We start from the raw sequence: 25,573 nt of genomic DNA on the forward strand, positions 1-25,573 counted from the left end.
AACAGCTGATCAGAGCCGATACAGCAGGCACACGATGCCGAGGGCAGCAGACAGCAATCCCCACCTCCCCCCAGAGGGGACCAGGAGAGGACATTACGCGTGACGATTGACGACACGACACCCGCAGGAAACGGAAGAAACTCGAAGGGTTCGCGGCGCATCGGCGTAGACCGGGACGACACTCGGTCGTCGAGCAAGGGCACCCTCGTGGATCGTCTGCTCGGAGGTGAGCCCTACGCGCTCGCCTTCGGCGGTCAGGGCGCGCCCTGGCTGAGCTCGCTCGAAGAACTGAGCCGTGACAACGGACTCGAGCCGGCACTCACCACGATCGTCAACGACGCGGCCGACCTCTTGGCCCCCGTGGCACAGGAACTCCTCGTCGTTCGCCCGGTCGGTTTCGACCCCATCGCATGGATCCTCGAGCAGGAACTCGCCGACGAAGAGGACGGCGCGCAGGCGGCCGGACCCTCCGCGGCTGCACTCACCTCGGCGGCGGTGTCTCTCCCCGGCGTCTTCCTCACCCAGGTCGCGGCGCTGCGTGCGCTGGCAGCTCAGGGCCTCGATCCCGCGGTTACGGCTCCCGTGTCGGTGATCGGCCACTCCCAGGGACTCATCGCCGCCGAGGCCGTTGCCGCCTCCGGCCAGAAGGACGGCGAACTCCTCGCCCTCGCTCAGCTGATCGGTGCAGCCGCCGGTCTGGTCGGCCGTCGTCGCGGAGTGATCGCCGCCGCCGACTCCACCCCGATGCTCGCCGTCTCCAATGTCGACCCGGAACGGCTCCGTCAGATCGTCGCAGAGCTCGCGGAGGGTCTCGAGCCCGAGCGCGCCGCCGTCCTCGGCATCCGGAACGCCCGTCGTCGCGTCGTGCTGTCCGGCCCGCCGGCGCAGCTGGCACGCGTCCAGCAGCGTTGCGAGCAGATCGAGGCCGACGAGGCCCGTGAGCGCGACGCCAAGAAGCGTGGCGGCTCCATCTTCGCGCCCGTCTTCGAGCCCCTCACCGTCGAGATCGGCTTCCACCACCCCGCACTCGCGGAGACCATCGACATCGTCGGCCAGTGGGCCGTGCGCTGCGGTCTCGACGAGGAGAAGGCCCGCGCCCTCACGAGCGCCTGCCTCGTCGATCCCGTCGACTGGGTCGACGCCGTCGACGGCACCATCGAAGCCGGTGCCGCCTGGATCCTCGACCTCGGACCCGGTGACCTCCTCACCCGCATGACCTCGGCCAGCGTCCGCGGCCAGGGCGTCGGCATCGTCGCCGCCGCGACCCGTGGCGGAAACCGCAACCTCCTCACCCCGGGCGCAACGCCCGAGGTTCCCGCCGCGTGGACCGAATTCCTCCCGAAGCCGGTGTCGCTGCCGGGCGGCCGCATCGGAGTCGAGACCGCCTTCACGAAGCTGACCGGTCGTTCGCCGATCCTGCTCGCGGGCATGACCCCGACCACGGTCGACCCGAAGATCGTCGCTGCAGCCGCCAACGCAGGCCACTGGGCCGAGCTCGCCGGCGGTGGCCAGGTCACCGAGCAGATCTTCGCCGACAACGTCGAGAAGCTCACCGGGCTGCTCGAGCCGGGCCGCGCCGTGCAGTTCAACTCGATGTTCCTCGACCCCTACCTGTGGAAGCTCCACGTCGGTGGCAAGCGCCTCGTCCCGAAGGCCCGCGCCGCGGGTGCGCCGTTCGACGGCGTCGTCGTCACCGCAGGCATCCCCGAGCTCGAGGACGCCGTCTCGATCATCGCGGACCTCACCGAGGCCGGATTCAGCTACGTCGCGTTCAAGCCGGGCACGGTCGCGCAGATCCGCTCGGTCATCCGCATCGCGAACGAGGTTCCCTCGTTCCCCGTCATCGCCCACATCGAGGGCGGCCGCGCCGGTGGCCACCACTCGTGGGAAGACCTGGACGACCTCCTCCTCGACACCTACGCGGAGCTGCGTACCCGGCCGAACCTGGTCCTGTGCGTCGGTGGCGGCATCGGCACGCCCGAGCAGGCTGCCGACTACCTGACCGGTCGCTGGTCCGTCGCGCACGGTTTCCCGGCCATGCCGCTGGACGGCATCCTGGTCGGCACCGCCGCCATGGCCACCCTCGAGGCGACCACCTCTCCCGAGGTGAAGCAGCTCCTCGTCGACACCCCCGGTACCCCGGACTGGGTCGGTGCGGGCACCGCCGAAGGCGGCATGGCCTCCGGCCGTAGCCAGCTGGGCGCCGACATCCACGAGATCGACAACGCCGCGTCCCGCACGGGCCGCCTCCTCGACGAGGTCGCCGGTGACTCCGACGCCGTGGCCGAGCGCCGCGACGAAATCATCGAGGCACTGAACGTCACGGCCAAGCCGTACTTCGGTGACGTCGCGACGATGACGTACGAGCAGTGGCTGCGCCGCTACCTCGAGCTGGCCGTCGGAATCGACGCGGCGAAGGCATTCGACTGCGGCTCCGACCTCCAGGACGCCATCATCGAGGCCTCCGAGAGCCCGTGGATCGACATCACCTGGCGTGCGCGCTTCGGTGAAATGCTGCAGCGCACCGAGTCGCGTCTGCACCCCGTCGACCGCGGTCCCATCCCCACCCTGTTCGCCGACGACGCGATCCTCGAGCGTCCCGAGGCGGCCATCTGCGCCCTGCAGGCACAGTTCCCCGACTACGCGACCACGGTTCTGCACCCCGCGGACGTCTCGTTCTTCGTCTCGCTCTGCAAGACCCCCGGCAAGCCGGTCAACTTCGTGCCCGTCGTCGACGGTGACGTCCGCCGCTGGTGGCGTTCCGACTCGCTGTGGCAGGCGCACGATCCCCGCTACACGGCCGACCAGGTCTGCATCATCCCCGGCACCGTCGCCGTCGCGGGCATCACCCGCGCCGACGAGCCCGTCGGAGAATTGCTGGACCGCTTCGAGAAGGCCACCTACGACGAGCTGGTCACCGCCGGTGCCGCGCCGCAGTCGCTGCTCGCGCGCCGCCACGCGGACATCGCCCGCGGTCTCCTGGACACCGTCCTGTCGGCTCCCGACATCCAGTGGGCCTCGCGCCTGACCCTGAACCCGGTTCGCCGACTCGGTGACCTCGACAAGTGGTCGATCGAGTCCGACACCCGCGCGGTCCACGAGACCACCGGTGCCGAGCTGTCCGTGATCGACGCCCAGCAGGTGCTCCTCACCGTCCCGCTGGTGGCCGGCAAGTCCGTCGAGATCACCATCACCGTTCCCGCATCCGTCGCCGACGGTGGCGCCCCCGTGGTCACCGAGCCCGACGCGGAGAAGTCGATGACGGCGCTCCTCGCGGTCGCGGCCGGTCAGGAACTGCCCACCGTCAAGAACGGTGTCGCGCGGCTCAACCTTGCCTGGATGCCCGACCTGGTCGCCGACCACGCCGGTGTCACCGGCTCGGGTCTGCCCACCACTCTGAGCGTCAGCGGCAAGGCTGTCCCGGATGTCGTCGTCGGTGCCTGCTGGCCCGCCGTGTTCGCCGTGCTCGGTGCCGCGAAGACCGAGGACTCGCTCTCCGTCATCGAAGGCATGCTGGACCTGGTCCACCTCGACCACAGCGTCGACTTCGTCGGCGAACTGCCGTCGGAGACCAGCATTCTCGTGGTCAAGGCCGAGGTCGCCTCGGTCCTCGACACCGACCTGGGCCGCGTGGTCGAGGTCAAGGTCGAGGTCGGCGCCATGCTCGGAGAGGGCCTGGACGCGCCTGCCGTCGTCACCCTGTCGGAGCGCTTCGCGATCCGCGGCCGCACCGGCAAGGGCGAACTGTCCGACCCGGCCCGCGCCGGTGGCTCGCTCAGTGACGAGGCCGTCGACACCCCGCGTCGCCGCCGCCGCGACACCACGATCGTCGCTCCCCGCAACATGGGCTCCTTCGCCCAGGTGTCGGGCGACCACAACCCGATCCACACCTCCGACAACGCGGCACTGCTCGCCGGACTCGGCAGCCCGATCGTGCACGGCATGTGGCTCTCCGCCGCCGCCCAGCAGGTCGTCACCGCCGTGGACCCGGCCGAGACCAAGACGCCGCCGCGTCGTCTCACCGCTTGGACCGCACGCTTCCTGGGCATGGTTCGCCCGGGCGCCGAGATCGACGTCCGCGTCGACCGCGTCGCCGTGGACCGTGGCGCCGAGATCGTCGAGGTCGGATGCCGCATCGACGGTGAACTGGTGATGGTCGCGACGGGTCGCACCGCGGCTCCGAAGACCGTCTACGCGTTCCCCGGACAGGGCATCCAGCGTCCCGGCATGGGCCTCGACGCCCGGGCCCGGTCCAAGGCCGCCCGCGAGATCTGGGACCGCGCCGACAAGCACACCCGTAAGGCCCTCGGCTTCTCGATCCTCGCCGTGGTCCGCGACAACCCGACGGTCGTCAAGGCCCGCGGTGTCGAGCACAAGCACCCGGACGGTGTCCTGCACCTGACCCAGTTCACCCAGGTCGCGATGGCGACTCTCGGTGTGGCTCAGGTCGCCGAGCTCCGTGAGTCCGGTGCCTTCGTCGAGGGTGCGCTGCTCGCAGGCCACTCGGTCGGTGAGTACAACGCTCTCGCCGCCGTCGCCGGTGTGCTGCCGCTCGAAGCGGTTCTCGAGGTCGTGTTCCAGCGTGGCTCCGCGATGCACGCACTCGTTCCCCGCGACGAGGCGGGCCGTTCCGACTACCGGATGGCCGCCATCCGCCCGTCGCAGATCGGTCTGGCCGACGACGACGTCGAGGCGTTCGTCGCCGGTGTCGCCGAGGCGACCGGTGAGTTCCTGCAGATCGTGAACCTGAACCTGCGTGGCTCGCAGTACGCCATCGCCGGCACGGTCGCCGGGCTCAACGCGCTGGAGGTCGAAATCGACATCCGCCGTGAGGCTTTCGGTGGCAAGCGCGCCTACATCATGGTTCCGGGCATCGACGTTCCGTTCCACTCCACGGTGCTGCGTGGCGGTGTCGACGACTTCCGCGGTCGTCTCGAGGAACTGCTGCCGAAGGACATCGACCCGGCCATCCTGATCGGGCGGTACATCCCGAACCTGGTTCCCAAGCCGTTCTCCCTGAAGAAGGAGTTCGTGCAGGAGATCGCCGACCTGGTGCCGTCGAAGCCCCTCGACAAGGTGCTGAAGGACTTCGACTCCTGGGCGAAGAAGCCGGTCGAACTCACCCGCGTGGTCCTCACCGAGCTCCTGGCATGGCAGTTCGCCAGCCCGGTGCGGTGGATCGAGACGCAGGATCTGCTGTTCGCCGACGAGTCCGAGGGTGGACTGGGTGTCGAGCGGTTCGTGGAGATCGGCCTGGGCTCCGTCCCGACCGTCGCGAACCTCGCGTCGCAGACCCTGAAGCTGCCGGGCCGCTTCGGCTACCCGGTCGAGGTCCTCAACATCGAGCGTGAAGCCGCCATCGTGTACTCCACCGACGTCGATCCGGCGCCGGTCGAGGACGACGAGCCGGAAGCTCCCGCTGCCGCGGCTCCCGCCGCTGCCGCTGCTGCTCCCGCGGCTGCGCCCGCTCCGGCGGCCGCACCGTCCGGTGGACCGCGTCCCGACGACATCGCATTCAAGGCTGCTGACGCGACCAAGGTCCTGATCAGCCTGTGGACCAAGCTCCGTCCCGATCAGGTCGGCCCCGTCGACACGATCGAGGCGCTGTGCGACGGCGTGTCCTCGCGGCGTAACCAGCTGCTCGTCGACCTCGGCTCCGAGCTCTCGCTCGGCGCGATCGACGGTGCCGCCGACGCCGACATGGGCTCGCTCGCCGGCACGGTCGACTCGCTGGCCCGTACGTACAAGCCGTTCGGCCCGGTGCTGTCCGACTCGATCAACGATCACCTCCGCAAGGTCTTCGGCCCCTCGGGTCGTCGTCCGGCGGCGATCGCGGACCGCGTGAAGAAGGTCTGGGACCTCGGCGACGGCTGGGCGTACCACGTCACCGCCGAGGTGGCCCTCGGAACCCGCGACGGCTCCAGCATCCGTGGCGGTGACCTCGGCGGCCTGGCCGGCGGCGGACTCGCCGACGGTGCCGCAGTGGACGCCGTCATCGACAGCGCGGTGGCCGCAGTAGCCTCCCGCCGCGGAATCAGCGTCTCCCTCCCGTCCTCGGGTGGCGGCGCCGGCGGCACCGTCGACGCGGCGGCGCTGGGCGAGTTCACCGAGCACATCACCGGTCGCGACGGCGTGCTGGCCTCGGCCGCCCGCCTCGTGCTCGAGCAGCTCGGATTCGCCGGCGACACGGCGGCGGCAGCGCAGCCGTCCGACACCGAACTCGTCGACCTCGTGTCGGCGGAACTCGGTTCCGACTGGCCGCGACTCGTCGCTCCGGCGTTCGACGCCAAGCGTGCGGTGCTGCTCGACGACCGCTGGGCCAGCGCCCGCGAGGACCTGGCTCGGCTGTGGGTCGACGCGGCCGGCGTCGAGTCCCTCGAGATCGAAGGCTTCGCCGGTGCAGGCAAGTCCGTTGCGGCGCAGGCCGCATGGTGGCAGGCCCGCGCAACCGACGAGGGTCGTACGGCCCTGGCGGAGAAGTACGGGCGTATCGCGGAGGCGGCAGTCGTCGTCACCGACGAGACCCCGGAATGGGCGGACCAGGTCGCCGTCGTCACCGGTGCCAGCAAGGGCTCCATCGCGGCCTCGGTCGCGGGCAAGCTCCTCGCCGGCGGCGCGACGGTCTTCGTGACCACCTCGCGTCTCGACGACAAGCGTCTCGGCTTCTACCGCGACCTCTACCGCCGCACGGCTCGCGCCGGCGCCGCCCTGTGGGTGGTTCCCGCGAACATGGCGTCCTACACGGACATCGACTCGCTCATCGAGTGGATCGGTGAAGCCCAGTACGAGACGGCCGGTGGATCGAAGAAGCTCGTCAAGGAAGCGGTCACCCCGACGCTGCTGTTCCCGTTCGCCGCGCCTCGCGTGGCAGGCGACCTCGCCGACGCCGGCGCCCGCGCCGAAATGGAGATGCGTGTTCTCCTGTGGTCGGTGGAGCGCCTGATCGGCGGACTGTCGAAGATCGGTTACGACCGTGACGTCGACACCCACCTGCACGTGGTCCTGCCCGGTTCCCCGAACCGCGGTCTGTTCGGTGGCGACGGTGCGTACGGCGAGGCCAAGGCCGCGCTGGACGCAGTGGTCGGCCGCTGGAAGGCCGAGCGCAACTGGGCCGAGCGCGTCACCCTGGTGCACGCTCTCATCGGCTGGGTCCGCGGAACCGGACTCATGGGTGGCAACGACCCGCTGGTCGAGGCCGTCGAAGGTGCCGGTGTCCGTACCTGGTCCACCCAGGAAATGGCCACCGAACTGCTGCAGTGGTGCGAGCCCGAGGCCCGTCGCCTCGCCTCCACCGAGCCGCTCGCGGCCGACCTGACTGGTGGGCTCGCCCAGGCGAACCTGGACCTGCCCGCCCTGGCGAAGCAGGCTCAGGAAGCTGCGGCTGCTGCTGCCGAGGCGGACGAGGACGTGGACGCGCTCGACACGATCGCTGCTCTGCCGGCCCCGCCGCGGGTCTCCGCGTCGGTGGCACCGGCCTGGTCCGGCGTCACTGCGGCTCCGGAGGACCTCGTCGTCATCGTCGGTGCCGGTGAGCTCGGACCGTTCGGTTCCTCGCGTACCCGCTTCGAGATGGAGGTCGACGAAGAGCTTTCGGCGGCAGGCGTTCTCGAACTCGCCTGGAACACCGGACTCGTCGTGTGGGAGACCACGCCGTCCGCGGGCTGGTACGACGCCGAGACCGGGGAACTGGTTCCGGAGGCCGAGATCGCGGACCGGTACCACGACCGGGTCGTCGAGAACTGCGGCATCCGCCGCTACGCGGACGACGGCTCCATGATCGAGAACACGGCGCCGCTGCTCACGTCGGTCTTCCTCGACAAGGACCTGAGCTTCGTCGTCAGCACCGAGGCGGAGGCACTGACCTTCGTCGAGTCGGACCCGGAGAACACGGTCGCGACGCCGGTTCCGGACAGCGGTGACTGGCAGGTCACGCGCCGCGCCGGCACCGAGATCCGCGTGCCCCGCAAGATGAAGCTCACGCGCAGCGTGGGTGGTCAGATCCCGACCGGATTCGACGTCACCAAGTGGGGCATCCCCGCCGACATGGCCGACTCCGTCGACCGCGTGGGCCTGTGGAACATCGTCGCCACGGTGGACGCGTTCCTCACCGGTGGGTTCACGCCCAGCGAACTGCTGCGGTGGGTGCACCCCTCGCTGGTCGCCAACACCCAGGGCACCGGCATGGGCGGCATGACCTCCATGAGGTCGCTGTACATCGACACGCTGCTCGGCGAGAACCGGCCGAACGACATCCTGCAGGAAGCCCTGCCGAATGTTATTGCGGCGCACGTCGTCCAGTCCTACGTCGGCGGTTACGGCGCCATGGTCCACCCGGTTGCGGCATGCGCCACGGCCGCGGTGTCCGTCGAAGAGGGCGTCGACAAGATCAAGCTCGGCAAGGCCCAGCTCGTGGTCGCCGGCGGGTTCGACGACCTCAGCGCGGAGGGCATCATCGGATTCGGTGACATGTCCGCCACGGCCAAGACCGACGACATGCGGGCCAAGGGCATCGACGACCGTCGATTCTCGCGGGCCAACGACCGTCGTCGCGGCGGGTTCGTCGAGTCGCAGGGTGGTGGCACCATCCTGCTGGCCCGCGGTGACCTGGCACTCGAGATGGGCCTGCCCGTCCTCGGTGTGGTCGCCTACGCCGGCTCGTTCGCGGACGGTGTCCACACCTCGATCCCGGCTCCCGGAATCGGTGCGCTCGGCGCGGGTCGTGGGGGAGCGGATTCGCAGCTCGCCCAATCCCTCGGCAAGCTCGGTGTGAGTGCCGACGACATCTCGGTGATCTCCAAGCACGACACCTCCACCGCGGCCAACGATCCCAACGAGGCGGAGCTGCACGAGCGCCTCGCCGGGGCACTCGGCCGCAGCGAGGGTGCACCGCTGTTCGTCGTCTCGCAGAAGAGCCTCACCGGACACGCCAAGGGTGGTGCCGCAGCGTTCCAGCTGATCGGTCTCTGCCAGGTGCTGGACCAGGGCATCGTGCCGCCGAACCGCAGCCTGGACTGCGTCGACGAGAAGATGGCCGAGTTCGAACACCTCGTGTGGGCTCGGGAGCCGCTCCGCTTCGGCGAGCAGTTCCCGCTGAAGGCCGGTCTGCTGACCAGCCTCGGCTTCGGGCACGTGTCGGGCATGGTCGCGGTCGTGCACCCGCAGGCGTTCGTCGAGGCCATCGCGGCCGACAAGCGTGAGGCGTACCTCGAGCAGGCACGCAAGCGCACCGTCGAGGGTCAGCGTCGTCTGGCCAAGGCTATGGTCGGTGGCGGCAGCCTGTACGAGCGTCCGGCGGATCGCCGCTTCGGTGGCGACAGCGTCCCGGCCGCAGCGTCCCGTCAGCTTGAGGCGGACGTCCTGCTCACCGAGGCCGCGCGCCTGGGAGCGGACGACGTGTACAGCTCGGGTCTGCCCGGCTGCAAGTAGGAACGACGGATGGGAGTTCTGGGGATCGGCTTCGATCTCGTGACGGTGTCGGAGTTCGCCGAGCAGCTGGACCGGCCAGGGACGGCAATGCTCGACAACTTCACACCGGGCGAGCGTCGGGATGCCGTGACCCGGAGCTCCGATCCGGCTAGACATTTCGCCGCCCGGTGGGCTGCGAAGGAGGCAGTGATCAAGGCTTGGTCGACGTCTCTCTTCGCCAGCCCGCCGGTGCTGCCCGAGATGATCCACCACCTCATCGAGGTGGTGACGGATGCGTGGGGACGACCGAGTATCCGCCTACGCGGAGACGTTGCCAAGCATCTGACGGATGTGAGGATTCACATCTCCCTCACCCACGACGGGGACATGGCCGGCGCGTTCGCCGTCATCGAGTCCCTGTAGGCGCCTCCGGCGCTCGTGCGCCCTTCTGGTAGCTCCGGCAACCAGAAGGGCGCACGTGCGCGTAGCGCCTAGGTGGTGCGCGATTCCTTTTCGGCGACCAGCAGGTACGCCACCATCAGTCGTTTCAGTTCGGCGACGGCGTCCGCGTGGCTCTGATTGTCCTGCACCGAGAAGTTGAGCATCGAATACACGACGTGGACGAGGACCTCGGCCATCATCGTGCGCCGCTCCCGCGACGTCTGCGGGGTCAGCGGCGCCAGCATTCGCGAGACCTGTTCGGCGAACGCCTTCTCGTGGATGGCCCCGGTGGCGCGCGTCGACGGGGTCGACTGCATCGCCAGCCACACCTCCCGCCGGGACGGATCTGATGTCCACAGCCCCGCCATGTGATCGACGAAAGAATTGAGGAACCGCAGCCAGTCGAGGGACGGGACCTCGCCGTTGAACTGGGCGATCTCGTGCTGGACCCCGACGAGGTCCTGCCGGTTGAGCTCGCAGACGATCACGTACTTGTTCGCGAAGAACTGGTAGAGGGTGCCGATCGGGACGTCCGCGCGTGCGGCGACCTCCTCGCAGGTGAACGATTCGAATCCCACGTCCACCAGCAACTCCCGCGACGCGGTGAGCAGCGCGTCGAACTTGCGGCGACTACGTTCCTGGGTCGGACGTCTGCGGGGCAACAGCTCCTGCGGGTCCGACTGCTGCTCCAACGCCGGGTCCACACGGCGCGGCGCTTGCTTGCTGACTGAAGACTCCACCGCCCCAGGCTATCCGTCTTTCGTCCGGATTCCGAAGATCCCTCCCGGTGACGCGTCAGGTTTCACGGGGCCGTTGCAACTCGTCGCGTCGATCTCCGGGGGAGGGCTGTGACCGTCCGCAAGCGGCCGGTGCGGGCGATTCCGACCCGCCACAAGGGCGGCTCACGGGCGGCCGACAGTCGCAGCCGCCCGTGCGCCGGTCAGACGGACAGATCCCGCCGCAGCTTCGCGACGTGGCCCGTGGCGCGGACGTTGTACTGGGCCACCTCGATCTTGCCGTCCTCGTCGACGAGGAACGTGGAACGGATGACGCCCTGCACCGTCTTGCCGTACATCTTCTTCTCGCCGAACGCGCCCCACGCCTCGAGCGTGGTCTTCTCGGGATCGGAGAGGAGGGGGAAGGTCAGTTCCTCGGCGTCGCGGAACTTGGCCAGCTTCGCCGGCTTGTCGGGGGAGATGCCGACGACGTCCAGGCCGGCGCCGTTCAGGTCGGCGAGACTGTCGCGGAAGTCGCAGGCCTGTTTGGTGCAGCCCGGCGTGCTCGCCGCCGGGTAGAAGTACACGACGACCTTGCGGCCGCGGTAGTCGGCGAGCGACACGTCGTTGCCGTCGGCGTCGGGCAGCGTGAAGGTGGGGGCGTTGTCTCCGGGGGCGAGTCTGCTGTTGTCGGTCACGAGAAGTCAGGCTACCGGGCAGGGGCGACGGTGAGCCGAAGCGCGATCGGGGGAGACGGAGTCGCAGGTCGCGTGTTCTCGTCTACGGTTGACGCAAGTGTGGGATCGCCGCGGTAGCGTCGCTCTCGCTGATCGAACAAGTCGAACAAGTTGGAGGACACGTGCCCAGGGACACCGAGAGCATCGAGCGTGAGATCGAGAACGCGCGTAATCAGCTCGCGAGCACTCTCGACGAATTGACGGTCCGCACCAACCCGAAGCGTCTCATGGAGAACACGAAGCGGACGCTGATCGCCAAGCTGAACGAGCCGGCGGTCAAGTACGGACTGATCGCCGTGGGTGCGGTGGCAGGGCTCCTGGTGCTCCGCAAAGCGTTGCGCTGAACGACCCTTAACGATCGAACGGGCCGTCGGATGTGAAGTTCGCAGTGACTTCACGTTCCGGCGGCCCGTTCGTCATCCGGCCGCCCCGCGCTCACGGTGGGATGGTGGTGACACGAGAAAGGCCCCCATCCTCGTGAGAGGATGGGGGCCTTTCTTGCAAGTGCGCCCACAGGGACTCGAACCCCGGACCCAGTGATTAAGAGTCACTTGCTCTACCAACTGAGCTATAGGCGCTCGCTCTTGCGAGACAGAACATTAGCGGGTCGCTTCTCGGGAATGCAAATCGCCTGGTGGTGACTTCCCGCCGCGCCCCACTCCAAGGGGTGGCGCGTAACGAGAGCGCCCCTGGTCACGATTGATATTCGAACGTTATTGAGCGGCCCGGCGCTTGGTTGGAACCGGTCTCCGGTGGCTGGCATCATTGGAAACCACACGGTCTCGACGTGCCGATTCGTCTTGCGAAGGCGAGGGGACGTGCCGGCTTGAACGTGAATTCGGAGCGAGGACGTGAAGTGGGGTTATCCATGGGTGTGGGGCGTGGCGGGCGCGTGCGTGCGCAATCGGTGAGATCCGTCTCGAGGACGGCGACGATTGTGGCGGCATCACTCGTATTCGCAGTGTCGATCGCGGGGTGCACCGTCTCCGGCGCCGACGTCACGTCGGAAGGTGAGGCGCCGATCGATTCCAATCCGGTCACCGAGCTCATCAAGCCGAAGCTGACGGCGTCGGCCGTCGACGGTGCGGTGGGATTCTCACCGGGACAGCCGGTGACGGTCACGGTGGCCGACGGCACCCTGGCCGCGGTCACCATGCTCAACCCGGAGGGCGTGCCGGTCGACGGCGCCATCGCTCCCGACGGATTGTCCTGGGTCAACACCGAGCCGCTGGGCTACGACAAGGAATACCGGCTCGAGGTGAAGGCGAACGGTCTCGGCGGCGGTACCACCTCGACGTCCGCGTTCACCACCAGCGCGCCCGGCAATGTCACCAAGCCGTACGTGATGCCGTCCGAGGGTGACCTGGTGGGCATCGGCCAGCCGATCGCGGTCCAGTTCGACGAGAACATCCCGGACCGCAAGGCCGCCGAGTCCGCCATCACGGTGACGACGAATCCGCCCGTCGAGGGTGCGTTCTACTGGGTCAACAACCGCGAGGTGCGGTGGCGTCCGCAGACCTACTGGGCGCCCGGCACCGCCGTCGACGTCAAGGTCTCCGTGTACGGACGTGATCTCGGCGACGGCCTGTACGGCCAGGAGGACGTACACACCGCCTTCACCATCGGCGACGCCCTCGTCGCGACCGCGGACGACAACACCAAGCAGGTGACGTTCGAACGCAACGGCGAAGTGATCATGACGATGCCCACGTCGATGGGCAAGGACGACACCCCCACCGACAACGGTGTGTACATCATCGGCGACCGATTCGCGAACCTCGTCATGGACTCGTCCACCTACGGCGTTCCGGTCAACTCCCCCCAGGGATACAAGACCCCCGTCGACTGGGCCACCCGAATGTCGTACAGCGGCATCTTCTTCCACTCGGCGCCGTGGTCGGTGGGCCAGCAGGGCTACTCGAACGCGAGCCACGGCTGCCTGAACCTCAGCCCGTCCAATGCGAAGTGGGTGTACGACAACACCAAGCGCGGCGACATCGTGGTCGTGAAGAACACGGTGGGCGGCACGTTGTCGGGCACGGACGGTCTCGGCGACTGGAACATCCCGTGGGATGTCTGGAAGGCCGGTAACTCGAACGCCTGACCGGCAGGCGTCAGACCAATCGCAAAGAGGAAAGCCCCCGGCCGAGGCCGGGGGCTTTCCGTATGGGGTGAGTGACGGGACTCGAACCCGCGACAGCCAGGATCACAACCTGGTGCTCTACCAACTGAACTACACTCACCATGTGCTTCAGGCACCGTCCGGAGGCGGTTACTTCGGCGAGGAAGATACTAGCGCGTCCGGTGCCCGAGAAGCCAATCGGTATCTCAGGCGGGCCCGAGTTCCTCGACAACTGAGGTGATGTCGCTGGTAGAGGGCCCGGGATCGGCCACGAACGCCGTCTTCCGGTAGTACCGGAGTTCGCGGATCGACTCCTTGATGTCGGCGAGGGCTCGGTGGGCGAGACCTTTTTCGGGCTGACCGAAGTAGATCCGCGGGTACCAGCGCCTGCACAGTTCCTTGATGGAGCTGACGTCGATCATCCGGTAGTGCAAGTAGGTGTCGAGGTCGGGCATGTCGCGGGAGATGAAGCCGCGGTCGGTGGCGATCGAGTTCCCGGCGAGCGGCGCCGTCCCGGCGACCGGCACGTGTTCACGGATGTACGCGAGTACCTGCTGCTCGGCCTCGGCGAGGGTGACCGTGGACTTCCGGACCTCGTCGGTCAGCCCCGAGTTCTCATGCATCTTGGTCACCACGTCGGGCATCGCCGCGAGAGCCTCGTCGTCGGCGTGGATGACGATGTCGACACCCTCGCCGAGCACGTTGAGCTCGCTGTCCGTGACCAGAGCCGCGATCTCGATCAGCTTGTCGGTACCGAGCCGAAGGCCGGTCATTTCACAGTCGATCCACACAAGTTTGTCCTGCACCAGGAACACAGTAGTCACGTGGCCGACGGGATAAGGTCTGCGGTGGACACTTTCTCCCGATGTGTGTGATCCGAGGAGGGCTTGGATGACCGAGCAATCGCAGCACGGCGGCGCTGCCTCGACCCCGGCGGAGAGGGCGGCCGCAGCGAGAGCGGCGGCAGCCGACGCGGCCCGGATCGCGGCGGAGGCAGAGGCCGCGGCAGAAGCGGCGGAGCGGGAGGCCCGGGAGGCGGAGGCTGCGGAGAACCGTGCTCCCACAGGTGCTGCCGACCCGGCCGGCGCCGCAGCGGGTATCGCGGCCGGATACTCGTCGGACGGTGCGGCGCTGGAGTTGGGCACCGTGGTTCTCGGCGGCGTGGTGGATCCGTCGGCCCGGGTGCGCATTCCGCTCGCGACGATCAACCGGCACGGTCTGGTGGCCGGTGCCACCGGGACCGGAAAGACCAAGACGCTGCAGGGGATCGCCGAGCAGTTGTCGGCGGCAGGGGTTCCCGTCGTCATGGCGGACGTGAAGGGCGATCTGTCGGGACTGTCGCAGCCCGGCGAGGCCGGCGACAAGATCGCGGCGCGGGCGTCGGAGACCGGCGACGGCGAGTGGCGACCGGCGGGATCCCCGGTCGAGTTCCTGTCGCTCGGGACGGACGGCCTCGGCATCCCGGTCCGTGCGACCATCACCGCGTTCGGGCCCATCCTGCTGGCGAAGATTCTCGGGCTCAACGAGACTCAGGAATCCACCCTGGGGCTGATCTTCCACTGGGCCGACACCCAGGGCCTGGCCCTGCTCGATCTGAAGGATCTGAGATCGGTCATCGCGCATCTCACCAGCGACGAGGGCAAGGCCGATCTGAAGGGAATCGGCGGTGTGTCCCCGGCCACTGCGGGGGTGATCCTCAGGGCCCTGGTCAATCTCGAAGCGGACGGCGGCGACACGTTTTTCGGGGAGCCCGAACTCGAGACCGAGGACCTGCTCCGGGTGATCGACGGCGCGGGGGTGATCACGTTGTTCGAGTTGGGCGCTCAGGCGGCACGTCCTGCGCTGTTCTCCACCTTCCTGATGTGGGTGCTGGCAGACCTGTTCCAGACCTTGCCGGAGGAAGGCGATCTCGACAAACCCAAACTCGTCTTCATCTTCGACGAGGCTCACCTGTTGTTCGCGGACGCGTCCAAGGCGTTTCTGCAGCAGGTCGAGCAGACGGTCAAACTGATTCGGTCGAAGGGGGTCGGTGTCTTCTTCTGCACGCAGTTGCCGACGGACGTCCCGAACGCGGTGCTGTCGCAACTCGGCGCCCGAATCCAGCACGCGCTGAGAGCATTCACGCCGGACGATCAGAAAGCGCTGACCAAAACGGTGCGAACGTACCCGAAAACCGGCAACTACGACCTCGAGAGCGCGCTCACCTCACTGGGCACCGGTGAGGCGATCGTGACCGTGCTGTCCGAGCGCGGTGCGCCGACGCCGGTCGCCTGGACGAGGATTCGACCACCGCGCTCGCTGATGGACACCATCGGCAACGACGCCATCAGGACCGCGGCGTCGTCGAGTGCGCTGTCGGCGAAATACGGGCAGACCGTCGACCGGGAATCGGCGTACGAGAAGCTCACGGCGAAGGTGGCCGGCGCGCCGGCCGCGGATCAGGGCCTCGACCTGCCGTCCCTGCCCGACCTGCCGCCACCGCCCGCGCAACCGGAGGGCCCCACGATGGCCGAGCAGATTCTCGGGAACTCCGCGGTGAAGAGTTTTCTCCGCTCGGCCGCGTCGGCCGCCGGCCGCGAGATCTCCCGCAGCATCTTCGGGACGGGCACACGCCGCAGGCGGTGAACGCGGGGTCTAACTGCCCAGCTTCTTGTAGAACGTCCCGACGATCGGTGCGACCACCGCCCGCGGGCTGTACTGCCCGGCAACGGACATCGCCTTGCTGATGATTCCGGGCACGACGCGCATCTTGTTGTCCGCCAGACCGTCGAGTGACACCTTGGCGGTGTATTCGCTGGAGATCCACAGGAAGTCGGGTACCAGCCTGTCCACGATCGACGCGTCCGCCGGATCGGGCTCCTCGGTGCGGACGGGCCCGGGTGCGAGCAGCGTGACGTTCACCCCCGTCCCCTTGAGTTCGCCGCGCAGCGACTCGGAAAACGTGTTGACGAACGCCTTGCTGGCCGCGTAGGTGGCGTTGTGGGGGATGGGCATGTTGCCTGCCGCGGAGCCGACCATGAGGATGGCACCGGACTTGCGGTCGATCATTCCGGGCAACACCGCGAGCGTGAGGTCGTGCACCGCAACGGCGTTGAGTTCCACCTGCGCCCGTTCGTACGCGGGGTCGAGTCCGGCGACCGGACCGAACGTGGCGATGCCGGCGTTGTTGCACAGGATGCTGATCTCACGGCCGGCCAGTTCGGTGACGAGGGCGGCCCGCGCGTCGCGATCCGACAGATCGCACGCACGCACGTCGACCTCGACGCCGTATTTGTCACGCAGGGTTGCGGCGAGTGACTCCATCACCTCGCCGCGGCGCGCGACGAGGACGAGGGAGTGGCCCCGGGAGGCGAGATCGGTGGCCAGCGCCTCGCCGATTCCGGACGAGGCACCGGTCACGACGGCGCGGGCACTGGGAGTGGGGTTCGGCAAGCTCACGGTCAGCAGCGTAATGCGTCAGATGCGGGCCGCGAGCCGGGTGCCCTGCTCGATGGCACGTTTGGCGTCGAGTTCGGCCGCGACGTCGGCGCCGCCGATGACGTGGGTGGTGACGCCGGCGACGGTCAGTTCGTCGACCAGATCACGCACCGATTCCTGACCCGCGCAGATCACGACGTTGTCGACGGCGAGGGTGCGGGCCTTCTCGCGCTTGGCGCCGAACGTGATGTGCAGGCCGTCGTCGTCGATGCGTTCGTAGTTGACCCCGGACAGTTCCTGCACGCCCTTGTTCTTCAGCGCGGCCCGGTGCACCCAGCCGGTGGTTTTCGCGAGCCCGGCACCGATGCGGCCGCTCTTGCGCTGCAGCAGGTACACCTCGCGCGCCGACGGCTCCGGAACAGGGGCGGTGAGCGCACCGGCCGCGGCCTCGGGTTCGGTGACACCCCACTCCTGCTTCCACTCCTTCAGGTCGAGGGTCGGGGAGTGCTCGTGGGTGAGGAATTCGCTGACGTCGACGCCGATCCCGCCGGCGCCGATCACCGCGACCGACCGACCGACGGGGGCGCCGCCCCGCACGACCTCCGGATAGGTGAGCACCTTCGGGTGGTCGATCCCGGGAATGGACGGAACTCGCGGCGTCACGCCGGTCGCGACGATCACCTCGTCGTACTCGCCGATGAGGTCGGTCGCGGTGACCCGGGTGTCGAGCCGGACGTCGACGCCGGCCAGCGGGAGTTGCCGGTTGTAGTACCGGATCGTCTCCGCGAACTCCTCCTTGCCGGGGATCTTGCGGGCGATGCCGAATTGGCCGCCGATCTCCGAGTCGGCCTCGAACAGTGTCACCGCGTGGCCGCGCTGCGCCAGGCCGAGCGCCGCGGACAGTCCCGCGGGGCCGGCGCCGACGACGGCGACGCGCTTGGTCGTCCGGGTGGGGGCGAGCGTCAGTTCCGTCTCCCGGCCGGCACGTGGGTTCAGCAGACACGACACGTGCTTGCGCACGAACGCGTGGTCGAGGCAGGCCTGGTTGCAGGCGATGCACGTGTTGATCTCGTCGGGGGTGCCTGCCTCGGCCTTCCGGACCCAGTCGGGGTCGGCGAGCATCGGGCGGGCCATCGAGATCAGCTGCGCGTCACCGCGGGTCAGGATCTCCTCGGCGACCTCCGGCATGTTGATCCGGTTGGACGCGGCGACGGGGATGCTCACGTGCTTCTCGAGCTTGCCGGTGATGTCGGCGAATGCGGCCCGCGGCACCGACGTCACGATCGTGGGAACACGGGATTCGTGCCAGCCGATGTCGGTGTTGATGACGGTCGCGCCCGCGGCTTCCACTTCCCGTGCCAGCGAAACGATTTCGTCCCACGTCTGACCGCCCTCGACGAGGTCGGCCATGGACAGACGGAAGATGATGATGAAGTCCGGGCCCACCGCCTCGCGGGTGCGGCGGACGATCTCGACGGCCATCCGACGGCGGTTCTCGGGGGTGCCGCCCCACTCGTCGGTGCGTTTGTTGGTGCGCTCGCACAGGAACTGGTTGATGAAGTAGCCCTCGCCGCCCATGATCTCGACGCCGTCGTAATTCGCCTGCTGCGCGAGCCGCGCGCAGCGCACGAAGTTGCGGATCTGCCAGCGCACTCCGCGGCCGGTGAGTGCGCGGGGCCGGAACGGGTTGATCGGCGCCTTGATCGACGAGGCGGAGACGCTCAGCGGCTGATAGCTGTACCGGCCGGCGTGCAGGATCTGCAGGGCGATCTTGCCGCCCTCGTCGTGCACCGCCTTCGTGATCGCGCGGTGCCTGCGGGCCTCGACCCGGTTGGTGAGCTTGGCGCCGAACGGCAGCAGCCAGCCCGTCCGGTTGGGCGCGTATCCGCCGGTGACGATCAGCGCGACACCTCCGCGTGCCCGCTCGGCGAAATATTCGGCCAGCCGGGGAACGTCCTTGGCGCGATCTTCGAGCCCGGTGTGGATGGACCCCATGATCACCCGGTTCTTCAGCGTCGTGAAACCGAGGTCGAGGGGGGCGAGGAGCTGTGGGAACTGTGTCATGGGCGGCGTGTCCTTACTGTGCGAGCGCGTCGAGTACTTCTTGGCACCAGTCGGCGAAACCCTCTTCGACGCGGATTCCGCCGCGCAGGACGAGGTACTGGTGCAGGGCCGCCCCGGAGAGCTGGTCCGGTGCGGGAAAGTCGCGTTTTTCGATCATGCGGTAGACCTCGAGCCGGGCGGCGTGGCCGTCGCGGTGGCGGGCTACCTCGGCGGTGAGTGCGGCGATGTCGCCGTGCCGAGCGGCGCGGATCTTCACTGCCAGCTCGTTGCGCAGGTGATTGGGCTCGGTCGGCTCGGCGATCCAGCGTTCGAGTTCCGCGCGCCCGTCGGCACTGACCCGGTACACCTTCTTGTCGGGTCTGCCGTCCTGCGCCACGACCTCGGCGTCGACCCAGCCGGACTCGTCCATGCGTTTGAGGACGCGGTAGATCTGCTGGTGGGTGGCGCTCTGGAAGAAGCCGATGGACTTGTCGAACCGGCGCGCCAATTCGTAGCCCGAGCCGGAGTGCTCGGTCAGGGAGACGAGGAGCGCATGTTCGAGTGCCATGAACAGCAGTATGTATGCAACGAGGTGAGTATGCAACTGAGTGCATACTTAACTTGCCGGCTGAACGGTCCGTTCGTCGCGTCAGACCGCACGAATGTGCCGTTCGCTCGCATAGGCTCGCGGGCATGAGCACCGACGTTCGTCCGCCGGCCGGGATCGGCGAGGCCGCGACGCGCAGACAGGTTGTCGCGTGGGGGTTGTGGGACTGGGGTTCGGCGGCCTTCAACGCCGTCATCCTCACGTTCGTCTTCTCCGTGTACCTGACGGACGCAGTGGGGGACGACCTGCCGGGATCGATCTCCGCGAGCACGTGGCTGGGATGGTCGCTCGGCATTGCCGGATTCCTCATCGCGGTACTCGCACCCGTCACCGGCCAGCGATTCGACGCCGCGGGCCGCCGCAAATGGGCGCTCGGCGTCCTCACCTTCGCGACCGTCGGCTGTATGGCGGCGATGTTCTTCGTCCGCGACTCGTACCAGTACCTCTGGCTCGGGCTGGTGCTGCTGGCCGCGGGTTCGGTGATCTTCGAGTTGGCCGGCGTCCCCTACAACGCGATGCTGAGGCAGGTGTCGACGCCGTCGAACATCGGCCGGGTGTCGGGGTTCGGGTGGGCGATGGGCTACTTCGGCGGGATCGTGCTCCTGCTGCTGTGCTACTTCGGGTTCATCGCCGGTGACGGCGACACCCGGGGGTTTCTCGGGCTCACCACCGACGGCGGACTGAACATCCGGATGGTGGCCGTGCTGGCGGCGGTGTGGTTCGCGGTATTCGCGATTCCGGTGCTGCAGAAGGTGCCGGAACTGCCCCGCACGAACGCCGATCCGGGGGCCGACAGGGCCGGTTTCGCCGAGTCGTACCGGGTGCTGTGGCGCGACCTGCGCGACCTCTGGTCCGCCGACCGGCGCACCGTGTACTTCCTGGTTGCGAGCGCGTTGTTCCGGGACGGGCTCGCCGGCGTCTTCACCTTCGGCGCCGTCCTGGCCGTCAACGTCTACGGCATCGGCGCGGGGGACGTGCTGCTGTTCGGAGTCGCGGCCAATGTCGTCTCCGCGCTGGGTGCGCTCACCGCGGGCCGGTTCGACGATCGGATCGGACCGAAGACCGTGATCGTGACCTCCCTGTCCGCGATGATCGTCGTCGGTGTCGTCCTGATGGCGGTCTCGGGCCCGGCCATGTTCTGGCTGTTCGGACTCCTGCTGTGCCTGTTCGTCGGTCCCGCGCAGTCCTCGGCGCGCACCTTCCTAGCCCGGATCACCCCGCCCGGCCGGGAAGGGCAGATGTTCGGCCTGTATGCGACCACGGGTCGCGCCGTGTCGTTCCTGGCGCCGACCCTGTTCGGGTTGTTCGCCTGGTGGTTCGCGGCAGACCGCGCCGGGATCCTCGGTCTGGTGATCGTCCTGGCGATCGGACTCGCCGCGCTGGCGGTGGTGAAGGCGCCCGAACGCGACTAACGCTTCGCGCGACGATCGTCGTCGATCCGAAGTTTCTCCGGGAACAGCCTCCGCTGGGTGAGCCAGCCCGCTGCCGCGACGACGACCCAGATCACCGAGGCGAAGAATTGCTGGGCGCCCTCGTTCGGATCCTCGAGGAACCGCAGGGGGCTGATGGCCAGGCCGAGTCCGGTCAGCATCATGCTGGCGCCGCCGAGGGCGGTGAGCCACAGCAACGCCCGCGCGCGGTACCGGTCGGCGATGAAACCGCAGGCGACCGCGAGCGCGACGATCACGATTGCGCTGAGGAGCCAATTGGCGTCGTCGGGTTGCAGCACACGACTGAGCTTCGCCCCGATCACGGCGCCGGCGATGATGCCGAGAAAGAATGCGGCGAACTTGAAGATCAGGGTGGTGGCCACCCACGCCACGACCGCACCGATCGCCGCGATCAGGAACGTGGTCCCGAGCGACAGCGACAGCAGATCGGCGAGGAGCCAGCCGAGGCCGAAACCCGAGGCGAGCACGGCGACGTGGAGTGAACCGACACCGGCGAAGCACAGAACCGCGCCGACCAGAAGGATTGCGATGCCACTCATGGTGCCCTCCCAGGGTGCACGGGACGCGTAGTGCCATCAAACCAGAACGATTGCCCGGTCGAGGGGAACAGCAGATTTCAGTCCGGTGCCGTTCCGGTGCGGGTCAGGATCGCCTCCGCGAGGGCGTCGGGCCGCTGCTCCGGGATCCAGTGCGTTGCGCCGTCGAGGACGACGAACTCGTAGGGCGCATCGACGAACTCGCCGCACCGCTCGGCGCCTGCACGCCCGAGCGCCGTGTCGCCGGTGCTCCAGACGTAGGTCGTGGGAACGGTGACGGCGGGGGTCGCCGCGAAATCGCTCGTCATCGCGCGGTACCAGTTCAGCGCGGCGTTCAGCGCTCCCGGTTGCCCGAGCAGCGCGACGTGCTCGTCGACGAGTGCCGGCGCGACGACGCCCCCGAACATCGCGCGTAGTGCCAGCGCGTCGTCGCGGAGCAGCACGTGCTCGGCCTTGCCTTCCATTCGCAGAAGGCGGATGTACGAGGAGCGTTCCTTCTGGTCGGCGTCCTCGCGCAGCGCCCAGCCGAACGCGGCGGGGTGGGGCACCGAGACGGTGGTGAGCGTCCGAATCCGGTCGGAGTGCCGTGCGGCCACGATCCATGCCACGGCAGCGCCCCAGTCGTGGCCGACCAGATGCGCGGTGTCGAGGCCGAGTGCGTCGAGGAGCCCGATGACGTCCGCGACGAGGTGGTCGATCCGGTACGAGTCCACACCGTCGGGCCGCGCACCGGGCGAATATCCGCGCTGGTTCGGCGCGTACGTCCGCAGACCGGACTCGTTCAGCAGGGCGCTGACCGGCAGCCAGGACGCGGCGCTCTCCGGAAACCCGTGCAGCAGAACGACGGGAGCGCCGTCGGCGGGACCGCTGATCGTGACGTCGAACGTGAGGTCGCCGAGAGCGATGTGCGTGTGGTCGGAGGGTGACGGCATGCCCCCACCGTACGGCGACGGTCCTAGTTCGTTGCGGAGTTCCACTCGCTCATGCCGAGCATGATCAGGCGCAGTTGCTTTTCCGCGCGGGCCACCACCTCGGCCTCGCTTCGGCTTCCGGGACGATCGGCCTCGAGCAGGTCGACGACGACGGCGAACATGGTGGACACGATCAGGTCGGCGGCCGTCTCCAGGTCGTCGTGGTCCCAGGACTGCAGGCCGTCGATGCGCGACAGGTCGACCGTGAGTTCGCTGACGAACAGCGTCATCTCGGTCGCGATCGCCCGACGGATCTCGGGGACGCCGCCGTAGCGTTCGCGGCTGAGGAATCGGAACTGCGCCTCGTGGGTGCGAACCTGCCGCACGAGGATGTCGAGGGAAGCGCCGGCGCTCTTGGTGCTCGGGGTGCGCCGGGCGTCGCGCAGCATCTGCCGCAGTATCCGCATGCCCTCCTCGACGAGCACCACCCCGAGTTCCTCGATGGACGCGAAGTGGCGGTAGAACGCGGTGGGGACGATCCCCGCGGTGCGGGCGATCTCGCGCAGGCTGACGCCGGCGAAACTGCGGTCTGCCATGAGTTCGAGCGTGCCGTCGAGAAGTGCCTTTCTCGTGCGCTCCTTGCGGGCTGCCCTGCTCTCGGGTCCGGCGCCGGTCGACTGACTCACGGCAGTGAGTGTAGGCGCGGTGACGGCCGCGTCCGTCGGGTCCGGGTACTCGTCGTCCGGCATGTGTATCCGATCCCTGCCTCGGGTGTGCGCGCTGTCACATTTCGATTGACAACTACCTGTCTCCCTCTGTCACACTATTGTCAGTGTACAACCGTGCACTCAAATGGAGGAGGCTGACGTGTCAGTTGCCCACACCAGTCGTCCGGCGGAGGGACGCAGGTTCTCGCTGCTGTCGTTGTTCGAGGCGATGGCCACTCCGCACCAACTCGACCGCTACCTCGAACTCGTCACGCCCATGGTCACCGTGCGCGATCTCCGCGCCGAGGTGGTCGCGGTCCGGCGGTCCACCGCCGACACCGTCACCCTCACGCTGCGTCCCACCCGCCAGTGGCGCGGATTCCGCGCCGGACAGTTCGTGCAGGTGGGCGTCGTGATCGACGGGGTGCGACACACCCGCTGCTACTCGCCCGCCAATGCGCAGGCGTCCACCGACGGGCACGTCGAGCTGACGGTCAAGGCGCATCCCGAGGGGATGGTCTCGCAGTACCTGCACGCCCACGCGAGCCCCGGCCTCGTGCTCGACCTGTCTCAGGCGGCGGGCGAATTCACCCTGCCGTCTCCTCGCCCGCGTCGCCTCCTGCTGGTCAGTGGAGGCAGCGGAATCACGCCGGTTCTGTCGATGCTGCGCACGCTCGTCGACGAGCAGCACTCCGGCAACATCACTTTTCTGCACTACGCGTACACCGAAAACGATGTCGCCTACCTCGACGAGTTGCGTGAGCTCGCCGACGCGAACGCCAACGTCTCACTGGTGCTCGCGTACACCGATCAGGACGCCGGCGGACACCTCCACGGCTTCTTCGGTCAGGAGCATCTCGACGCCGTCGCGCCCTGGTACGCCGACGCCGAGACCTACCTCTGCGGCCCGCCCGGACTGATGCGCGGTGTCCGCGAGGTGTACCGCGAACTCGGCATCGAGGACCGGCTGCACACCGAGGAGTTCGCGCCCGCCGCAGCCCCGGCGGACGGCGAGGCCGGCGGCGAGGTGACGTTCGCGGCCAGCGGTGTCACCGCCGGCAACACCGGAGCGACGCTGCTCGAACAGGCGGAGGCCGCCGGCCTCCATCCCGAATACGGGTGCCGGATGGGGATCTGCTTCTCCTGCACCACGACGAAGAAATCGGGATGCACCAAGAACGTCCGCACCGGCGACACCGACACCGATCCGGACAAGGCGATTCAGCTGTGCGTCTCGGTTCCGGTGGGCGACGTCGCCCTCGACATCTGACTTTCACTCGACATCAAGTCTGGAGACCGAACATGTTTGGACTCTCACTCTCGTTCCTCCCGTTCGTCGACGGTTCCGACGGCTCCCGCGCCGACGCCCCGGTGGTGCTCAGCCACGACCAGGTCGAAGAGATCGGCAGGCAACTGGACGCCCTCCGCGACCGGACGGTCGCGGATCTCGGCGCCGAGGACCGCGAATACATCTACAAGATCATCAAGGCGCAGAGGGGATTCGAGGTCGCCGGCCGCGGTTTGATGTACCTCGGGTTCTTCCCGCCGGCGTGGATCGCGGGCGTCGGGGCCCTCGGTGTGTCGAAAATCCTCGACAACATGGAGATCGGCCACAACGTCATGCACGGCCAGTACGACTGGATGCGGGAACCGGGCCTCAACTCCCGGGTGTTCGAATGGGACACCGTCTGCCCGGCCGATCAGTGGAAGCACTCGCACAACTACATGCACCACACGTACACCAACATTCTCGGCCGGGACCGGGACATCGGCTACGGCATCCTGCGGATCGACGAGGCGCAGAAGTGGAATCCCTACTACCTGGGGAACCCGGTCTACGCCTTCCTGCTGATGATGCTGTTCGAGTGGGGCGTCATGATGCACGACCTGGAGGCGGAGAACGTGATCCAGGGCAAGCGGAAGTGGCGCGACGTCAAACCGCTGCTGAAGGGCTGGTGGCGCAAGGCGGGTCGGCAGGTGCTCAAGGACTACGCGATCTTCCCCGCACTCACCGGGCCGCTGTTCGTGTCCACGCTGCTCGGCAACGTGACCGCCAACCTGATCCGCAACGTGTGGGCGTACTCCATCATCTTCTGCGGCCATTTCCCCACCGGCGTGCAGAGTTTCACCGAGGACGAGACCGCGGAGGAAACCCGCGGCGAGTGGTACGTCCGGCAGATGCTCGGCAGCGCGAACATCGAGGGCAGCCCGCTGTTCCACATCATGTCGGGCAACCTGTCGCACCAGATCGAGCACCACCTCTTCCCGGACCTGCCCGCCCATCGGTACCCGGAGATGGCACCCGTCGTGAAGGCGCTGTGTGAAAAGCACGGCCTGCCCTACAACACGGGTGGCTTCTTCAAGCAGATCGGCTCCGTATGGGCGAAGATCTTCAGGTTCGCATTGCCGCCCGGTCTCGTCTCGTCCGACACCCCTCCTGGTGTTATCGTCGAGCGGCAGAAGACTGCAGCCTGAGAGGC

At 68.1% G+C, this 25,573-nt stretch carries 17 protein-coding genes and 2 tRNA genes; 8 read left to right on the forward strand and 11 right to left on the reverse strand.

Annotated elements, in window-relative coordinates; all coding sequences use genetic code 11:
* Positions 1 to 99 precede the first annotated feature (99 nt).
* Positions 100 to 9,426: a fatty acid synthase subunit beta domain-containing protein gene (locus ACFTWF_RS32255; protein ID WP_378465159.1), complete on the forward strand. Its 9,327-nt coding sequence runs from the start codon at positions 100 to 102 to the stop codon at positions 9,424 to 9,426.
* Between the two features lie 9 nt (positions 9,427 to 9,435).
* The gene (locus ACFTWF_RS32260; RefSeq protein WP_037236411.1) at positions 9,436 to 9,828 is read left to right on the forward strand and encodes a holo-ACP synthase; all 393 of its coding nucleotides are present in this window, start codon (positions 9,436 to 9,438) and stop codon (positions 9,826 to 9,828) included.
* Between the two features lie 68 nt (positions 9,829 to 9,896).
* On the opposite strand, the gene ACFTWF_RS32265 is transcribed toward ACFTWF_RS32260, so the two are convergent.
* Together ACFTWF_RS32265 and bcp are read right to left on the reverse strand one after the other, a co-directional pair.
* Positions 9,897 to 10,586, reverse strand: coding sequence for a TetR family transcriptional regulator (locus ACFTWF_RS32265; RefSeq protein WP_087561043.1), 690 nt, complete (start codon positions 10,584 to 10,586; stop codon positions 9,897 to 9,899).
* A 200-nt stretch (positions 10,587 to 10,786) separates the two neighbouring features.
* A complete protein-coding gene (gene bcp / locus ACFTWF_RS32270; RefSeq protein ID WP_378465160.1) occupies positions 10,787 to 11,260 on the reverse strand; it encodes a thioredoxin-dependent thiol peroxidase in 474 nt (157 codons plus the stop codon).
* A 161-nt stretch (positions 11,261 to 11,421) separates the two neighbouring features.
* On the opposite strand from bcp, the gene ACFTWF_RS32275 reads away from it, so the two are divergent.
* Entirely contained in the window at positions 11,422 to 11,643 is a 222-nt protein-coding gene (locus ACFTWF_RS32275) for a DUF3618 domain-containing protein (RefSeq protein WP_005248277.1), read from the forward strand.
* Positions 11,644 to 11,804: 161 nt separating this feature from the next.
* On the opposite strand, the gene ACFTWF_RS32280 is transcribed toward ACFTWF_RS32275, so the two are convergent.
* Positions 11,805 to 11,877 (reverse strand) — tRNA-Lys (locus tag ACFTWF_RS32280).
* Positions 11,878 to 12,167: 290 nt separating this feature from the next.
* Here ACFTWF_RS32280 and ACFTWF_RS32285 point away from each other — a divergent pair.
* Positions 12,168 to 13,403: an Ig-like domain-containing protein gene (locus ACFTWF_RS32285; protein ID WP_378465161.1), complete on the forward strand. Its 1,236-nt coding sequence runs from the start codon at positions 12,168 to 12,170 to the stop codon at positions 13,401 to 13,403.
* Positions 13,404 to 13,466: 63 nt separating this feature from the next.
* On the opposite strand, the gene ACFTWF_RS32290 is transcribed toward ACFTWF_RS32285, so the two are convergent.
* Both ACFTWF_RS32290 and orn read right to left on the reverse strand, forming a co-directional pair.
* Positions 13,467 to 13,542, reverse strand: a tRNA-His gene (locus ACFTWF_RS32290).
* Positions 13,543 to 13,627: 85 nt separating this feature from the next.
* Positions 13,628 to 14,227 carry an oligoribonuclease gene (orn, locus tag ACFTWF_RS32295; RefSeq protein ID WP_378465271.1) on the reverse strand — a complete coding sequence of 200 codons (600 nt, stop codon included), beginning with the start codon at positions 14,225 to 14,227 and terminating at the stop codon, positions 13,628 to 13,630.
* An 85-nt stretch (positions 14,228 to 14,312) separates the two neighbouring features.
* Here orn and ACFTWF_RS32300 point away from each other — a divergent pair, with 85 nt between their 5' ends.
* Complete coding sequence (locus ACFTWF_RS32300) at positions 14,313 to 16,046, forward strand: helicase HerA-like domain-containing protein (RefSeq protein WP_378465162.1); 1,734 nt, start codon at positions 14,313 to 14,315, stop codon at positions 16,044 to 16,046.
* 9 nt (positions 16,047 to 16,055) lie between these two features.
* Here ACFTWF_RS32300 and cmrA read toward each other — a convergent pair whose 3' ends face one another.
* The 3 genes from cmrA to ACFTWF_RS32315 are packed head-to-tail and all read right to left on the reverse strand — an operon-like array spanning position 16,056 to position 19,449.
* Positions 16,056 to 16,859 carry a mycolate reductase gene (gene cmrA / locus ACFTWF_RS32305; protein WP_378465163.1) on the reverse strand — a complete coding sequence of 268 codons (804 nt, stop codon included), beginning with the start codon at positions 16,857 to 16,859 and terminating at the stop codon, positions 16,056 to 16,058.
* Between the two features lie 18 nt (positions 16,860 to 16,877).
* Positions 16,878 to 18,902 carry an FAD-dependent oxidoreductase gene (locus ACFTWF_RS32310; RefSeq protein ID WP_378465164.1) on the reverse strand — a complete coding sequence of 675 codons (2,025 nt, stop codon included), beginning with the start codon at positions 18,900 to 18,902 and terminating at the stop codon, positions 16,878 to 16,880.
* A gap of 13 nt (positions 18,903 to 18,915) precedes the next feature.
* Entirely contained in the window at positions 18,916 to 19,449 is a 534-nt protein-coding gene (locus tag ACFTWF_RS32315) for a PadR family transcriptional regulator (protein ID WP_378465165.1), read from the reverse strand.
* A gap of 125 nt (positions 19,450 to 19,574) precedes the next feature.
* Between ACFTWF_RS32315 and ACFTWF_RS32320 the strand changes: the two genes are divergently transcribed.
* Positions 19,575 to 20,900: an MFS transporter gene (locus tag ACFTWF_RS32320; RefSeq protein ID WP_378465166.1), complete on the forward strand. Its 1,326-nt coding sequence runs from the start codon at positions 19,575 to 19,577 to the stop codon at positions 20,898 to 20,900.
* Here ACFTWF_RS32320 and ACFTWF_RS32325 read toward each other — a convergent pair.
* The 3 genes from ACFTWF_RS32325 to ACFTWF_RS32335 all read right to left on the reverse strand — a co-directional run bounded on the left by ACFTWF_RS32325 (position 20,897) and on the right by ACFTWF_RS32335 (position 23,135).
* Positions 20,897 to 21,478: a DUF4203 domain-containing protein gene (locus ACFTWF_RS32325; RefSeq protein ID WP_378465167.1), complete on the reverse strand. Its 582-nt coding sequence runs from the start codon at positions 21,476 to 21,478 to the stop codon at positions 20,897 to 20,899. The two genes, ACFTWF_RS32320 and ACFTWF_RS32325, sit on opposite strands and share 4 nt — an antisense overlap.
* Before the next feature lie 77 nt (positions 21,479 to 21,555).
* Positions 21,556 to 22,407, reverse strand: coding sequence for an alpha/beta fold hydrolase (locus ACFTWF_RS32330; protein ID WP_378465168.1), 852 nt, complete (start codon positions 22,405 to 22,407; stop codon positions 21,556 to 21,558).
* 23 nt (positions 22,408 to 22,430) lie between these two features.
* Positions 22,431 to 23,135 (reverse strand): TetR family transcriptional regulator, encoded by a 705-nt coding sequence (locus ACFTWF_RS32335; RefSeq protein ID WP_378465169.1) that lies wholly within the window; start codon positions 23,133 to 23,135, stop codon positions 22,431 to 22,433.
* Positions 23,136 to 23,253: 118 nt separating this feature from the next.
* Between ACFTWF_RS32335 and ACFTWF_RS32340 the strand changes: the two genes are divergently transcribed.
* Positions 23,254 to 24,363 carry a ferredoxin reductase gene (locus ACFTWF_RS32340; RefSeq protein WP_378465170.1) on the forward strand — a complete coding sequence of 370 codons (1,110 nt, stop codon included), beginning with the start codon at positions 23,254 to 23,256 and terminating at the stop codon, positions 24,361 to 24,363.
* A gap of 32 nt (positions 24,364 to 24,395) precedes the next feature.
* The gene (locus ACFTWF_RS32345) at positions 24,396 to 25,568 is read left to right on the forward strand and encodes a fatty acid desaturase family protein (RefSeq protein WP_378465171.1); all 1,173 of its coding nucleotides are present in this window, start codon (positions 24,396 to 24,398) and stop codon (positions 25,566 to 25,568) included.
* The last annotated feature ends 5 nt before the right edge of the window (positions 25,569 to 25,573 follow it).

The sequence above is a fragment of the Rhodococcus sp. NPDC056960 genome (assembly GCF_042674125.1).
Classification (GTDB): Bacteria; Actinomycetota; Actinomycetes; order Mycobacteriales; family Mycobacteriaceae; genus Rhodococcus_F.

What these genes read in the sequence shown, in the direction of transcription:
- ACFTWF_RS32325 (WP_378465167.1), bottom strand. Translation starts at nt 21,478, where the DNA reads ATGAGTGGCATCGCAATCCTTCTGGTCGGCGCGGTTCTGTGCTTCGCC.
- ACFTWF_RS32345 (WP_378465171.1), top strand. Translation starts at nt 24,396, where the DNA reads ATGTTTGGACTCTCACTCTCGTTCCTCCCGTTCGTCGACGGTTCCGAC.
- ACFTWF_RS32320 (WP_378465166.1), top strand. Translation starts at nt 19,575, where the DNA reads ATGAGCACCGACGTTCGTCCGCCGGCCGGGATCGGCGAGGCCGCGACG.
- ACFTWF_RS32310 (WP_378465164.1), bottom strand. Translation starts at nt 18,902, where the DNA reads ATGACACAGTTCCCACAGCTCCTCGCCCCCCTCGACCTCGGTTTCACG.
- ACFTWF_RS32285 (WP_378465161.1), top strand. Translation starts at nt 12,168, where the DNA reads ATGGGTGTGGGGCGTGGCGGGCGCGTGCGTGCGCAATCGGTGAGATCC.
- ACFTWF_RS32335 (WP_378465169.1), bottom strand. Translation starts at nt 23,135, where the DNA reads ATGCCGGACGACGAGTACCCGGACCCGACGGACGCGGCCGTCACCGCG.
- ACFTWF_RS32330 (WP_378465168.1), bottom strand. Translation starts at nt 22,407, where the DNA reads ATGCCGTCACCCTCCGACCACACGCACATCGCTCTCGGCGACCTCACG.
- ACFTWF_RS32315 (WP_378465165.1), bottom strand. Translation starts at nt 19,449, where the DNA reads ATGGCACTCGAACATGCGCTCCTCGTCTCCCTGACCGAGCACTCCGGC.
- ACFTWF_RS32300 (WP_378465162.1), top strand. Translation starts at nt 14,313, where the DNA reads ATGACCGAGCAATCGCAGCACGGCGGCGCTGCCTCGACCCCGGCGGAG.
- ACFTWF_RS32260 (WP_037236411.1), top strand. Translation starts at nt 9,436, where the DNA reads ATGGGAGTTCTGGGGATCGGCTTCGATCTCGTGACGGTGTCGGAGTTC.